The organism is Aquimarina ulvae, from assembly GCF_053613295.3.
This window is the reverse complement of record NZ_JBSIBP030000004.1, coordinates 278763-291648: the sequence shown is the minus strand read 5'-3', so window position 1 is coordinate 291648 and position 12886 is coordinate 278763. Positions and strand designations below refer to the sequence as shown.

The 12886-nt window shown below is 33.0% G+C and carries 17 protein-coding genes; 4 read left to right on the top strand and 13 right to left on the bottom strand.

Annotated features, from left to right (window positions below):
• Positions 1-3 precede the first annotated feature (3 nt).
• From ACWGOQ_RS11050 to ACWGOQ_RS11030, 5 genes are read right to left on the bottom strand one after another with little or no spacing between them, the layout of a single operon-like run.
• Complete coding sequence (locus tag ACWGOQ_RS11050) at positions 4-1095, bottom strand: AAA family ATPase (protein ID WP_452058141.1); 1092 nt, start codon at positions 1093-1095, stop codon at positions 4-6.
• A gap of 46 nt (positions 1096-1141) precedes the next feature.
• The gene (locus ACWGOQ_RS11045; protein ID WP_452058142.1) at positions 1142-2332 is read right to left on the bottom strand and encodes a DUF4350 domain-containing protein; all 1191 of its coding nucleotides are present in this window, start codon (positions 2330-2332) and stop codon (positions 1142-1144) included.
• A 25-nt stretch (positions 2333-2357) separates the two neighbouring features.
• Positions 2358-3080, bottom strand: a complete 723-nt coding sequence (locus ACWGOQ_RS11040; RefSeq protein WP_452058143.1) for a DUF4129 domain-containing protein — start codon at positions 3078-3080, stop codon at positions 2358-2360.
• A gap of 31 nt (positions 3081-3111) precedes the next feature.
• On the bottom strand, positions 3112-3984 hold the full coding sequence (locus ACWGOQ_RS11035) for a hypothetical protein (RefSeq protein WP_452058144.1): 873 nt from the start codon (positions 3982-3984) through the stop codon (positions 3112-3114).
• On the bottom strand, positions 3974-4945 hold the full coding sequence (locus ACWGOQ_RS11030; protein ID WP_452058145.1) for a stage II sporulation protein M: 972 nt from the start codon (positions 4943-4945) through the stop codon (positions 3974-3976). Before ACWGOQ_RS11030 ends, ACWGOQ_RS11035 begins: the two co-directional genes overlap by 11 nt.
• A gap of 36 nt (positions 4946-4981) precedes the next feature.
• On the opposite strand from ACWGOQ_RS11030, the gene ACWGOQ_RS11025 reads away from it, so the two are divergent.
• Together ACWGOQ_RS11025 and ACWGOQ_RS11020 are read left to right on the top strand one after the other, a co-directional pair.
• Positions 4982-5695, top strand: coding sequence for an RDD family protein (locus ACWGOQ_RS11025; protein ID WP_452058146.1), 714 nt, complete (start codon positions 4982-4984; stop codon positions 5693-5695).
• A gap of 134 nt (positions 5696-5829) precedes the next feature.
• On the top strand, positions 5830-5991 hold the full coding sequence (locus ACWGOQ_RS11020; RefSeq protein WP_452058147.1) for a hypothetical protein: 162 nt from the start codon (positions 5830-5832) through the stop codon (positions 5989-5991).
• A gap of 87 nt (positions 5992-6078) precedes the next feature.
• Here ACWGOQ_RS11020 and ACWGOQ_RS11015 read toward each other — a convergent pair whose 3' ends face one another.
• Entirely contained in the window at positions 6079-6840 is a 762-nt protein-coding gene (locus ACWGOQ_RS11015) for a peptidylprolyl isomerase (protein ID WP_452058148.1), read from the bottom strand.
• Here ACWGOQ_RS11015 and ACWGOQ_RS11010 point away from each other — a divergent pair.
• A complete protein-coding gene (locus ACWGOQ_RS11010) occupies positions 6834-7478 on the top strand; it encodes an NUDIX hydrolase (protein ID WP_452058149.1) in 645 nt (214 codons plus the stop codon). The two genes, ACWGOQ_RS11015 and ACWGOQ_RS11010, sit on opposite strands and share 7 nt — an antisense overlap.
• 173 nt (positions 7479-7651) lie before the next feature.
• Entirely contained in the window at positions 7652-8455 is an 804-nt protein-coding gene (locus ACWGOQ_RS11005; protein WP_452058150.1) for a lysophospholipid acyltransferase family protein, read from the top strand.
• A gap of 92 nt (positions 8456-8547) precedes the next feature.
• Here ACWGOQ_RS11005 and ACWGOQ_RS11000 read toward each other — a convergent pair whose 3' ends face one another.
• The 7 genes from ACWGOQ_RS11000 to ACWGOQ_RS10970 form a co-directional block, all read right to left on the bottom strand.
• The gene (locus tag ACWGOQ_RS11000) at positions 8548-8730 is read right to left on the bottom strand and encodes a hypothetical protein (RefSeq protein WP_452058151.1); all 183 of its coding nucleotides are present in this window, start codon (positions 8728-8730) and stop codon (positions 8548-8550) included.
• 211 nt (positions 8731-8941) lie between these two features.
• The gene (locus tag ACWGOQ_RS10995) at positions 8942-9142 is read right to left on the bottom strand and encodes a hypothetical protein (RefSeq protein WP_452058152.1); all 201 of its coding nucleotides are present in this window, start codon (positions 9140-9142) and stop codon (positions 8942-8944) included.
• A gap of 178 nt (positions 9143-9320) precedes the next feature.
• Complete coding sequence (locus ACWGOQ_RS10990) at positions 9321-9473, bottom strand: hypothetical protein (protein ID WP_452058153.1); 153 nt, start codon at positions 9471-9473, stop codon at positions 9321-9323.
• Between the two features lie 206 nt (positions 9474-9679).
• The gene (locus ACWGOQ_RS10985) at positions 9680-9850 is read right to left on the bottom strand and encodes a hypothetical protein (RefSeq protein WP_452058154.1); all 171 of its coding nucleotides are present in this window, start codon (positions 9848-9850) and stop codon (positions 9680-9682) included.
• Positions 9851-9996: 146 nt separating this feature from the next.
• Positions 9997-11589, bottom strand: coding sequence for a helix-turn-helix domain-containing protein (locus ACWGOQ_RS10980; RefSeq protein ID WP_452058155.1), 1593 nt, complete (start codon positions 11587-11589; stop codon positions 9997-9999).
• Between the two features lie 102 nt (positions 11590-11691).
• Positions 11692-12447: a LytR/AlgR family response regulator transcription factor gene (locus tag ACWGOQ_RS10975; RefSeq protein WP_452058156.1), complete on the bottom strand. Its 756-nt coding sequence runs from the start codon at positions 12445-12447 to the stop codon at positions 11692-11694.
• Positions 12448-12563: 116 nt separating this feature from the next.
• Positions 12564-12869 (bottom strand): 2TM domain-containing protein, encoded by a 306-nt coding sequence (locus tag ACWGOQ_RS10970; protein ID WP_452058157.1) that lies wholly within the window; start codon positions 12867-12869, stop codon positions 12564-12566.
• Between the last annotated feature and the right edge of the window lie 17 nt (positions 12870-12886).

Sequence of the window (12886 nt, the reverse complement as noted above, 5' to 3'; positions counted from 1 at the left end):
CAATTAGCGTGGTATTTCTACTGATTGTATAATCATTTCAATAACATCCTCGGTAGTCATTCCTTCCATTTCACGTTCAGGAGAAAGAATAATACGATGGCGCAATACCGGATATAATGATTTTTTAATGTCTTCTGGAGTAACAAAATCCCTACCATCAATAGCAGCAAAAACTTTAGAAGCATTCATTACAGCTATAGATGCACGTGGAGAACCTCCGAGATAGAGGTGTGGATGTGTTCTAGTTTTTGTTACAATTTCTCCAATATATCCAAGAATTTTTTCTTCGATAATGATTTCCTGAGTCTTTTTCTTGTATTCTACAAGTTTTTCTGGTGTCATCACGGCATTCACCATTTCTAATGGTTTTAGCGATTTTCTTTCGTGATGTGTTTTTAGAATATTTACTTCTTCTTCTAATGTAGGGTAATCTACTTTAATTTTAAACAAGAAACGATCTAGCTGGGCTTCTGGTAATGCATATGTTCCTTCTTGCTCGATAGGGTTTTGTGTAGCCAAAACCATAAATGGTGGTTCCATATCATACCTGATTCCATCAATAGTTACCTGGCGTTCTTCCATAACTTCAAACAAGGCAGCCTGAGTTTTTGCAGGAGCACGGTTAATCTCGTCAATTAATACCATATTAGAAAATATAGGCCCTTTTTTGAATTCAAAATCACTTGTTTTCATATTAAGTACCGAAGTACCCAATACGTCACTTGGCATGAGATCCGGTGTAAACTGAATTCTGTTAAATGCTGTTTCTAATGTTTTAGCAAAAAGTTTTGCCGTAACCGTTTTGGCTATGCCAGGCACTCCTTCAATAAGCACGTGGCCATTGGATAATAGTGATACGATTAGTAATTCTATAAATTCCTGTTGGCCTATAATTACTTTGGCCAATTCGGCCTTTAGTTTTTCTACGGCTTGTTGTAATTCACTAAGATCAATACGATTCTCAAAATGTATATTTTCTGCCGTTGCTTCAGTAGTTGTAGAAACTTCTTTTGGAGTGTCTAATGGAATGTTGTTTCCCTGCGAATCCTGCGAATTGTTTTCTAAAGCGTCATTCTGTAACTCCTCGTTATCCATATGTTTTCTTTTAGTCTCACTAGGAGAGTGTTGTATCTCTTTTCTGTTATGATTTATTTTTAAATTCGCTTACCGTATCATAAAGCCGAATTAATTCTTCTTTTGTGACCACTCTTTTTCGGTTGAGCTCTTCAAAATATCTAAATAGCTTTTTCGTGTCTTCTATATCATTATTACTTCTGGCAGAAATATCTAACAAGGTTTTTTCGTCTAAAGTGTTGGTCTGTATTCTTAGATCGTGATGTACATAATCCAGAAATAGAAGATTTTGTTTTTCTACAATTTCTTTATGCTTTTCCTTTTCAAAGTACATAGCACTAATAGTTCTGGTAAAAGCTAATGTTTGATTTTTCAGTGGTTCTATAATCGGTATGCTTCGTTGTTTTCGTTTTCCTTCAAAAATAACAAAAAGTAATACACCAATTACCAATATATAATATGCCCATTTTAGATATCTGTTTTGTAATAAAAAAAACAAAGGAGATGTGTAGAATGTTTTTCCTGACTTATAATGATTATCCCATAGTATATTTCTGGAAGGGTCAATATAGCTTAATAGGTTCTGAGTATAGACATAGTTATTTTCCTTAAGTATAAAATAGTTTCCAAATGCCTCGGGAAATAAGTGTAGTAGTATTTCTCCGTCACCAAAAGGTTGTTTTAGATAATTTATTTTAGGATATTTAATCTGTAATGTATCATGAAATAATTGGGTAAAACCAAGAACAGTGGTATTGAGGGTATCTATTTCACTAAAATATGGATTATGGGTATCACGATCATAATGATATGGTTTTTCTAATTGTAGATTTTTATTCACCAATGCTATCAAAGGCTGTGTGGTAATATCATCTAGGGATATCATATTATCTGTTTCAACAGCGAGTGTATCCAGTAGGTTACTACTAATTGACTTTGCGGATACAAACAATGTATTTCCTTTTTCGACCCATTGCAATATCTTGTCTAGTTCACTATCATCAAAACCTACCGACCCGTTGATAAAGAAATACGTACCCCTTACTGTGTCATTGTCCGACAGAAACTCGTAAGGAGGTTGATTGATATCTTTTAATTTGCGTTCGCCAAAGGTTTCTTTCAACAAATTGTAAGATACAAAAGTTCCCAAAGGAATTTTGTCGGTTTTAGCATAGCTTGGAAACCAGTTGATAGGTTCAGGCTCACTAGCTTCCAAAAAGGTTAATAAGCCTATAACGAGAACAATAATAATAATCAATATTTTAGACTTTTTACTTAACAAATTATGAGCGTATGGTATTAGTAATTGATGTGAATTTTTGTTCTGCTTGCCTAAACGATGCCTGATTTATCTCAAAACTTCCATACCAGATAAAATCATATAATCTGGTAATGTTTTGAAATTTTTTTTTCAAAGAATCATCGGTAAGCTCTTTTAAATAATCCGTATTTGTTTTTTGAGACTCCCAAAGGATAAGTTCATTATCAGACAGACTTTTGAGTACAGAAAGATAATAATATCGTATCGCTAATCGATAGTTATTCTCTTTTGTTGCTAGTTCTATTAATTGATGGATATCTTGATTCTGAATGATATCTTCATCTTCTGTTAGAATAACTTGTGGAGTTTCTTGTTTATCAAACAATATTTCGCGGGGATTTACTTTCATAAATAACCATCCTAATAAAAACAATACCCCAATGACAATCAGGTAGGGTAAAAGTTTCAATAAAACTGCCCAAAATCCGGTAACTTCTCCTACACCAAATAACCATTGTATAAATTGGCTCCATAGCTGCCCGAGCCATCTTTTAAACTGTGTCCAAATGTTGTCCGGCTCCTTATATTCTGCATAGTCAAAATCATCATCATTTCGCAACTCTTGAATTTGATCGAGGCTAAACTGTTTAACTTTTTTAGTAGTATCAAGATCGTAGACTATTTGCTTGGATTCATTTAGGGATGTGCTGTCCTGAACCGTTGCAGAAACAGCTAGGGTTGTCATAAAAAACAAAATGTAAAGTAATATTCTCAAATTATTCGGGTTTACCTAAAGAATCAATCTGTTCTAGTGTTCCTGTATGATGCTTTCTTTCGTTTAGGTTAAAGTAAATAAACGCAGTGGAAATAGCTATAATAACAACTAGCAAATATTGTAATCCTGAAAGAATCGTATTTAATAGTATAAACCACCAATCTTTAAAAGCAGACAAATCAGCTACTCCTCCTTCAGTAGCAGCTGTAAAGGTTTTAAAAAAGGTATATATAATAATAGGAATAGAGATTATAAGGCTTATAATGTATAATAATATCATAATCACCAGATACGTAGCAAAAGTGATCCAGAATTCACTCTTAATAATTTCAAAACTTTCAGATAATGAATCTCCTATACTTTTATTTCTAAATATCATTATTGCAAAAATAAGATTCATAGGAATGAAAAAATATAAGACAGGAAGAATGCATAAGAATAGGGATGTAGTAACGATGATAAAGCCAACTAGACCAAGGCCAATAATTTTACTGAACTGATCTTTAAATTCGGTCACAACTTTTTGTTCCGAAATGGCCCCACCATTGTCAATATATTCTTTTATTAAAATCATCGTTGCCCCAAAAAAAGAAGAATAAAAAACTCCTGACGTAATAAAAACTAATAAATATGAAAAGAGAATATTTCCAGAACTAAATATGTTAGAATTATAGAAATCAAAGTTGTCAAAAATACTTGAAGCTGCATAGCCCTGATACCCTACGGCTATCAATAATAAAACAAAAGGTATTAAGCAAGTTTTTACCAGTACAGAAAATATGGATTTAAAATTGGTTCTTAAAAAAGCAAATGTATCTGTAAGAATTTCTCCTAATTCTCTTTTCTTTTTAAACTCTATGTAATTATTGTTCATCTGTAGAAATTGATTTTTTATATAGTTGTCTGGGGTATAATACGTAATAGAATAAAATTAGACCTAATGAGCTGGCAATGATCAAAATGGCTAACCAATCCGGCATTTCGGTATGTCGGGTCACAAAACCTTCTAAGAATCCTGCGATAATAAAGAACGGAATCGTGCTTATTACTATTTTCAACCCAGCTTTGACTCCTCTCACAAACGATGTTAGCCGTGTATACGTTTCTGGAAATAAAATGGAGTTACCTACCACTAATCCTGCACATCCCGCAATAATAATAACAGATATTTCAATAGTTCCGTGTATCCAAATAGTTCTGGCACTTTCCCATAGAAGCCCTTTTTCATAAAAGAAATATTGAAACGATCCTAACATGATAAAATTTTGCATCAGCATAAAAATAGTACCTATACCGAGCATAACACCAAATACAAAACAATACAATGCAACTTTTATATTATTAAGAGTAATCCCTAGGAACATATTGGTTTCTTCCATTTTTTTATAAACTGCCATAGGATCACTATTCTCAATATTTTCTAAGGTCATGTTGACGTATCCATCGCCCAGGATTGATCTTACAAAGGCTCCATCGGTTGCAGAAGAATACGCTCCTATTGCTGTAAAAAGAGCAGCAATTAAAAATGTGATCAACAGTTGCCGTTGATATTTATAAAATTCTAAAGGAAATTCTTTAACCCAAAAGGAATAAAACCTGTTTTTCTTTTCCTTTTTTGTCTTATAAATTTTTTGATGTGCATTCGAAGCTAATCCATTTAAATAGTTAAGTGTTTGACTATTAGGATAAAAAGTTCTTGCGTAGCTTAAATGATCGGTAATCTCTATATACAAGCTAGAGAGCTCATCTGGAGTTATTTGTGCATTATTCAGCAGAACACTTTCAAATTTTAACCATTTATCTTTATTTTGCTTCACAAAAGCCGCCTCACGCATGGATCAAAAATTAGGAGCTTCAAAGAAACATAATTAATGGATAATTTTCAAATAGAAACTGCTCAAAATGTGAGTATTCAGCAAAATGCTGCTGGAATAGGTGAACGGATCTTAGCATATTTAATCGATTTGCTGATTATAATAGCTTATTTTATTATAGTATTGTTTGCTATAGGTGCGTTGGATTTGGATGTAGGAGATGAATGGGCTTTCTGGTTGATGGTAGGACTTCCTCCTTTTCTTTATTTTTTATTATGGGAAACTTTTTGGGATGGTAAAACTCCCGGAAAAGCAGCGGTAAAAATCAAGGTAGTACGTGTGGATGGGTCCAGACCAGCTTTTTCAGGATATCTTATTAGGTGGTTATTGCGGTTGATTGACATTACGTTAGCATCAGGCGGAATTGCCGTTGTAGCTATTCTTTTTAAAGGAACGGGACAACGGCTAGGGGATATGGCAGCTGGAACAACCGTAATCAGTGAAAAACAAAAGGTACGATTTCATCAAACAATTTTGGTAGATATTCCAGATGATTATAAACCAGTATATCCTCAGGTAACTGTGTTTAGTGACGAAGAAATTCGTAAAATCAAAGGAATATATCAGGATGCACGAAGAAACGGAAACCACAATGTTATATTACAACTTTCTAATAAGGTAAGCAGTATCATGCAGGTTGTACCTCAGGAAAAACCGATTCAATTCGTGGCGAAGATATTAGAAGATTATAATTATTATACACAAAAGTAATTTCTTGTTAATTTAACGTGGATGCTCGGTATGCTTTTTTCTTCTATCGAATTCACAAAAACTTATTTTGTTTTTTGGGGTAACAATTTTTTATTGTGATTGATATGATAGTATAAATCATAAATCATAATAACATGAAAACTAAAAGTTTTAAGCATTTACAATTACGTAAAGAAACAATCTCACAATTAAAAGGAGGATTGGCACACCCTATGGGAGAATACAAAGACAGAGTAAAATGGTACGTGGGTACCCATAATACGTGTCAATGTGAAACCATAGCAGATCCTTGCTAGGATAAGGTATCATGGCTGTCTAAAAACATACAATAAGTTTTATAAACAGCCATGATCATCTTTATAAGCAGGTATTCGAATTCCCTCTTACTTGATCACTTCTGCTTTTATAAATATATTTTCTTTTGGCCATTCACTGCCATCTACCGGAACATTAGAAATTTTATCGGCAACATTCATCCCTTTTACTACTTTGCCAAAAATAGTGTGTTCTCCATCCAAGTGATGTGCTCCTTGTTTTGCGATAACTATAAAGAATTCAAATGGTGTGGAACGATTTGAAGGATTATCAACCCATTGTTTAGAAAGGGCTACAAAACCACGATCATGTTTGAGTCCATCAATGGGTTCCTGAGGTAAGGTATAGTCACCAATATCGTGTCTCTTTTGAGCCATTTGAGTACGGTCACTGTTGCCTCCCTGAATAACAAATCCTTTAGCCACACGGTAAAAAAAGGTCTCATCAAAATACTTTTGTTTGACTAGATAAATAAAATTTGCACGATGTATTGGTGCTTCTTCAAAGAGTTTGATATGAATATCCCCAAATTTGGTGCTTATGCGAACCATAGTTTCAGGATTTTCTTTACCATATTTCAGTAAAAACTCCTTCATATTTTTATTGGTAAGCTTAAAAAGCTTTTTATCAAACACTTTGGGAACCCCATTTTTTTCTTCTATCGTATCCTTTAGGATGGTATCACCTTGACTTTTAGTATTTTTCTCAGAAATGTGTTTTTCGTTTGTAAGAACCTGCTGTTTAGTTTTTTTAGATTGTGTATCTTCACAACTACAAAACACAACAAAAACAATACAACTATATATAAAAACTACTCTGGTAAATGACATTCGAAACATTTAAAAGTTTGATTCCAAAAATACAGAAAATGTCTGTACCTGGAGCATCTTCTCATTTTATTATGGCTCCCGAAATAAGAAAACAAGAGCTTTATAAAATAAAGATAGAAGAGAGAAATCCTAGGAATGCAGCTGTATTGATGCTTTTTTACCCTAAAGAAAATGGTACCTATCTGGCGCTAATTTTACGGCCTACTTACGAGGGAGTCCATTCTGGGCAGGTAGCATTGCCTGGTGGAAAGGTAGAAACGTTCGACAAAAGCTATAAGTGTGCAGCATTACGAGAGACCTGGGAAGAGATAGGAGTGAAGCCAGATACAATTGATGTGCTAAAAGAGCTTACCAAAGTATATGTACCACCGTCTAATTTTTGGGTACATCCTTTTATAGGGTGTACGTATACGCTTCCTCATTTTATACGTCAGGAGGAAGAAGTAGAGAAAGTAATAGAAGTTTCGATAGATCACCTGCTGGATGAACGTAACGTAGTTTCTAAAAAATTGTCAACCTCTTATGCGAAAAATATTGAAGTACCTTCCTTTGAATTAAATGATTATGTGGTTTGGGGAGCTACAGCAATGATGCTTAGTGAACTTAAAGTGCTGTTAAAAGAAGCTTTCGCCTCATGATTTTGTATATTTGACTCTTGTTTTTTCGAAATTTTCACAAGATTTTATCTAATGTTTTATCGATTATTTAATCATTTGTTATTATTTTCATTGATATTCAGATTTTTAGATTAATAATACCTAGTGACTTTACGAATTGATGTATAACAAATTAATTAAACCAGAACTTATTTATGGGATTGTTTAAAAGAAATCCTTTTGGTCATATACTATTCTTTAAAAAATGGCTTATTCGTATTATGGGTGCTATGACGCATCGTAGATATAGAGGCTTTAACGAACTACAAATAGAAGGGAGTGAAATTTTTAAGGAACTTCCGGATAACAATGTTCTTTTTGTGTCTAACCACCAGACATATTTTGCAGATGTGGTAGCAATGTTTCATGTATTTAATGCGAGTTTAAGTGGTCGTACAGACTCCATCAAAAATATTGGATACTTATGGAACCCTAAGCTAAATCTTTATTATGTAGCTGCAAAAGAGACCATGAATGCAGGTTTGTTAGCCAGAGTATTAGCATATGCAGGAGCGATTACCGTGGAGCGTACGTGGAGAGATAAAGGACAAGATGTAAATCGCCAGGTAAAAATGAGTGATATTACAAACATTAAGCGTGCCTTAGAAGACGGATGGGTAATTACATTTCCGCAGGGAACCACAAAACCGTTTAAACCTATTCGAAAAGGGACAGCGCATATTATCAAACAGTATAAGCCAATTGTGGTACCTATTGTTATTGATGGTTTTAGAAGATCATTTGATAAGAAAGGTATTCGAATTAAAAAAAGAAATATTCTACAGTCTATGGTCATCAAAGAACCGTTGGAGATTGATTATGATAATGATTCTACAGATGAGGTGGTTGCTAAACTAGAGTTTGCTATCGAACAACACCCTTCCTTTTTAAAAGTAATTCCACAAAATGAACTGGAAGCAGAGGAGGAGTTGAATCAAAAAAGACGATGGGAGTATTAGAGTTTAAAAGATATCAATAACAGCTAAAGCCAGGAATTACAACTATATTTCCTGGCTTTTTTATGTGAACTCAATTTGGTGTTAAAGCAACATTACATGATCTGGCAATATCCCCAATGACAGAAGAATTTCTCATGCTCAAATGCGGGTATACCATTTAAAGCACTACAATCCGCATGGCTGTTACATTGCATACCCGTGTTACCTCCATTAATTATTTTTTGCTCTTTTTTATGTAAAACCTGAGCTCCTTTTAATTGCATTAATTTTTTCATGATATTAGAAAATTAATTGATTTACGTATGCAGCAAACATTTTAAGACAGTTGCTGACTTCTGTCTATAGTTTTTTTATCAAAATTCGGTCAGTTCGAGTATCTTGATCTTGTATCGGGATGTATCGGGAACAAGGAATATTTGATGAAAAGGTGATTCTCGATACATTTCGCCTTAGGTCGAAGCACTCGAATGGACGCTTTTTTATAATTTAGTTAAAAGCACATACAGAAAGTGTAACTACATTACCGTTAATCTCTCGATCTACACCACAACTACCAGAACAGCAATCGCTATCCTCTATACATCGCCTGGTAATGTTTTGACATCCATAAGTACCACCGTGAATGAATTTTTGAGATTCTTTTTTGAGTACCGTTACTCCATTTACATAAAGAATTTTTTGAATCATTGTAGTATGTTTTAAATTAAGAAACATGTTGAAAAAAGAGGTTACTAGAAAGCTTTAAACGTAAGAAGTTGTATGTCTGAGCCTGTCCAAGACAATTTGAAAATCAAAATATTAAAAACTTCGACAGGCTTAGTTTGACAATAAGCGCTTATTTTCTAGAGAGCTCCAAAAAGCTATGCTAGTCTATCTGTTCAAAACAACGTCCAAAAGAACAACGTCCACTACAAAGACTAAGACATAGATCTCCGTAGTACGTTCCGGCTTTGATGGTTTGTTTTTCTTTTTTGTTTAATGTTGTTACCCCTTTTAATTTTAAAATGTTATTAAGCATGATGATAAGTTTTAATTACCTACTCTATACTAAGGTTTTCGGTTTCCCCTTGATCAAAATCAATCGTTATTGCTGTTTTGATGCTGATACTAAAGTAGAAGGTAATTAGAAGTATTAAAAGTAGAGATTGACCATTTTAAACAAATTAGTCATAAAAAAAACCTGCAGAATTTGCAGGTTTACTGAGCATATAAAAGTTTGTAAACTTATTTAATTTCATAACAAACATTAGCATTATCCTCGTGTCCTTCTATGGGCTCTGGTTTGGTCTCTGTAAAAACACTAGTTCCTCCTTCTATTTTTTTCATCATACCGGTGCTAATCCTTGCTATGGTTAATTTTTTAAGACTAATGTTTTGTGTTTTGTTTTTTTTCATGGTAAGCTAATTTTGTGATTTTGTTAGTGTTATTCTGAATACTGAAGTTCATCAGTATCAATGAAAATGTATTTCGATAGAAATATATTTGATTTTAGGGTTTTATGATAATTACATATGGCTAAATTGTTCAAAATAGCTATGTCTTATGTAATAAGTTCTGAGTCTGCTTGCTGTTTTTCAAGGCTTTTGATATAATAAGAAGGGTTGATGCCGGTTTTTGCTTTAAAATGCTTCACTAGTGAATAACTACTCTTATATCCAACCTCCGAAGCAATCGATTGAATAGCATAAGATCTAAATTTTTTATCATTCTTTAACCGTTGCAGTACATACTCAATTCGAAGATCATTGATATAATCCGTAAAGTTTTTTTCTTTATGAATATTTATGATTTTGGATAAATAGGTGGCGTTGGTTTTTAATTTTTTTGCCATTGCTCTTAGATTACATTCTGATTTTAGAAAGTATTCCTGCATTTCTAATTTTTCCAGCCCTTTGATAATATTCTGTACTTTATCTTCATCTATACTGAGTTCATAAGTAGATTCTTTTTTGATTGTTGTGGTTTGCTTAGTAGATTCTAAAAGATTGATTTCATTTAGGAGCGTATTGAACAACCTCTTATTATATCGTTGTTTTTTAATGTACATAAAAACTATAGCGATTAACGCTACGGAGATGGATATTAGAATCCAAAATATGTTTCTTTGGATTTTCTTGTCTTCTATTTTTTCCGCTCTAAAGTTGGCTATTTTTGCTTGAAGTTTACTAGTTTCTTTTTCGTGAATAACATCTACCGTTTGATCTTTGTCTTTTTGGTAGGATGCATTCAGTTCTGCATATTTACTATGCCAGAAATTAGCTTTTTGATATTCTTTTTTTTCTTGATAACAGTTGGCAAGTAACAGATGCGAGCGAATTGCTGGAGGTTTAAACAGGTCATTTTGTTCAAAGTTGTTAATACTACCAACCAAAATATCAATTGCTTTATGATATAGGCCTTGCTCATAATAACAACTGCCTATAAAATAATTGGATTTGATTTTAGGGTATGTCCTGTTTTTAATTTTCTCATTAGCAAGAATATCCTTTGCTTTTAATAAATAATTCAGAGATGCATCATATTGTTTTTGATAATAGTATACCATTCCTTTTTTGATATATAGATCCAAAATGCCTTCTTGAAAGCCAATAGATTTACTTATAGCCAATCCTTTATCTGTATAGTATAATACAGAGTCGTACTGTTCCTTATCTATATAAACTTCACTGGTTACGATTAAAATACTTACATGATTTCTTTGATTATAATATTTAGTCTTAGGAATAGCTTTTAACGAACGAAGTGCGACTTCTAATGCTTTGTCTAATCGATTCATTCTTTTTAGAAGAATGACGAACCCAGAATTAGCAATAATTTCTTTTTCTACATTTCCTATTCTTTCATTTATATCCATTGCTTTGGAGCAAGCATCAAAAGCATCTTTGTTTTTACCATTTCGTAGGTGTATATGACTTATTTTAGCATAAACAAAAGATAATACAGAATCATTCTGTAATTTTTTAGCGATCTGTTTTGCTTTGTTATAATACAGCAGGCTTTTTTCGTAATCTTCTGTGTTATAATAGTCTCTAGCTTGTTCTATATAATCTAAAGCATAATTTATGTTATTTTCTTGAGCAGAAAAATAGGTTGGACTTAGCAAAAGAATACATAAAGATAAAAGATGGGGCAAACGTATTAAAAATATGTTTTGAATTGTCATTGCGATTGATCTGTGTACGATCAAAAGTAAGTAATCCTTTTATTTCAGCACAAAAAATGAGGTAAGTTTACATTATTCAAGCCACTCTTTAAAATCTTTTACTCGTTCTCTGGCTACAATAATATCCTGCTCATTAAAGTGATGAAGCTTGATCTGTAATCGCGAATTGGTATATGAAATAATGTCCTTAATCGCATTGATGTTAATAGAAAACTTTCGGTTAACACGATAGAATTGTTGTGGATTTAACTCATCTTCTAGGGATTCTAAGGTCGTATCAATAAGGTAATTTCGGTTTTCGTTGGTATGTAGATACGTTCCTTTATTTTCAGAATAAAAACATTCAATATCTTCTACTGAGAAAATTTTGAGATGTTGTCCTACTCTTGCTGTAAAACGTTTTTTGTATATACGATCCATAGGATTGACCAATAATTTTTTGATATCTTCAAAATCTACTTGTAGAGATGCAGAAGTTGGTATTTGGTCTTTATATTTTTTTATTGCAGCTTCTAGTTCCTCATCGTCTATAGGTTTCAATAGATAGTCGATGCTGTTTAGTTTAAAAGCCTTTAGCGCATATTCGTCGTATGCAGTCGTGAAAATAATAGCACTTTTGATTGTGATGGTATCAAATATTTCAAAAGACAAGCCGTCGCTTAATTGAATATCCAAAAATATGAGATCCGGGTGTTTATTAGTAGTAAACCATTCTATCGATTCACCTACAGAATGAAGCATCATATTTACTTTTATATCCAGATCGTTGAGCATACGACTCAATCTTCTGGCAGCAGGTTTTTCGTCTTCGATTATTATTACATTCATATCTTTTGTTTGCTATTAGGTTTTGGACTGGTTAGATTGTTAGATGGAAAAGGTTATAAGAAACAAGAAGAGATTAAGGATATGAATCTACCGTTCTTATAATCCACTAATTGAACTTACTCCCAAAGCTGTTTCTCTTTATCTTCTTCGTCCATATACTTTCTGATTCTACGTTCTTCCCAATCTTTATCAAACATCGGGTTGATTCTCAAGGCTTTTACTGCGTGGAAAGCTAATCCGATTCCCCACCCAAAAGCTGCCCACAAGAACCAGGCGTAGCTCCATTGATTTACATAATAATTGAGACCTGCAAGAAATCCAATAATTATGACATACGAAAACAGGTTATTATAAAATTTCTTTAGTTCGTCTACACGTTCTTTTGCACGTTCGTATCTTTTTTGTTCTTCAAAATCTTTCATGATGATTGGTTTTATAT

What these genes read in the sequence shown, in the direction of transcription:
- ACWGOQ_RS11050 (WP_452058141.1), bottom strand. Translation starts at nt 1,095, where the DNA reads ATGGATAACGAGGAGTTACAGAATGACGCTTTAGAAAACAATTCGCAG.
- ACWGOQ_RS11040 (WP_452058143.1), bottom strand. Translation starts at nt 3,080, where the DNA reads ATGACAACCCTAGCTGTTTCTGCAACGGTTCAGGACAGCACATCCCTA.
- ACWGOQ_RS11035 (WP_452058144.1), bottom strand. Translation starts at nt 3,984, where the DNA reads ATGAACAATAATTACATAGAGTTTAAAAAGAAAAGAGAATTAGGAGAA.
- ACWGOQ_RS11030 (WP_452058145.1), bottom strand. Translation starts at nt 4,945, where the DNA reads ATGCGTGAGGCGGCTTTTGTGAAGCAAAATAAAGATAAATGGTTAAAA.
- ACWGOQ_RS11025 (WP_452058146.1), top strand. Translation starts at nt 4,982, where the DNA reads ATGGATAATTTTCAAATAGAAACTGCTCAAAATGTGAGTATTCAGCAA.
- ACWGOQ_RS11020 (WP_452058147.1), top strand. Translation starts at nt 5,830, where the DNA reads ATGAAAACTAAAAGTTTTAAGCATTTACAATTACGTAAAGAAACAATC.
- ACWGOQ_RS11010 (WP_452058149.1), top strand. Translation starts at nt 6,834, where the DNA reads ATGACATTCGAAACATTTAAAAGTTTGATTCCAAAAATACAGAAAATG.
- ACWGOQ_RS11015 (WP_452058148.1), bottom strand. Translation starts at nt 6,840, where the DNA reads ATGTCATTTACCAGAGTAGTTTTTATATATAGTTGTATTGTTTTTGTT.
- ACWGOQ_RS11005 (WP_452058150.1), top strand. Translation starts at nt 7,652, where the DNA reads ATGGGATTGTTTAAAAGAAATCCTTTTGGTCATATACTATTCTTTAAA.
- ACWGOQ_RS11000 (WP_452058151.1), bottom strand. Translation starts at nt 8,730, where the DNA reads ATGAAAAAATTAATGCAATTAAAAGGAGCTCAGGTTTTACATAAAAAA.
- ACWGOQ_RS10995 (WP_452058152.1), bottom strand. Translation starts at nt 9,142, where the DNA reads ATGATTCAAAAAATTCTTTATGTAAATGGAGTAACGGTACTCAAAAAA.
- ACWGOQ_RS10990 (WP_452058153.1), bottom strand. Translation starts at nt 9,473, where the DNA reads ATGCTTAATAACATTTTAAAATTAAAAGGGGTAACAACATTAAACAAA.
- ACWGOQ_RS10985 (WP_452058154.1), bottom strand. Translation starts at nt 9,850, where the DNA reads ATGAAAAAAAACAAAACACAAAACATTAGTCTTAAAAAATTAACCATA.
- ACWGOQ_RS10975 (WP_452058156.1), bottom strand. Translation starts at nt 12,447, where the DNA reads ATGAATGTAATAATAATCGAAGACGAAAAACCTGCTGCCAGAAGATTG.
- ACWGOQ_RS10970 (WP_452058157.1), bottom strand. Translation starts at nt 12,869, where the DNA reads ATGAAAGATTTTGAAGAACAAAAAAGATACGAACGTGCAAAAGAACGT.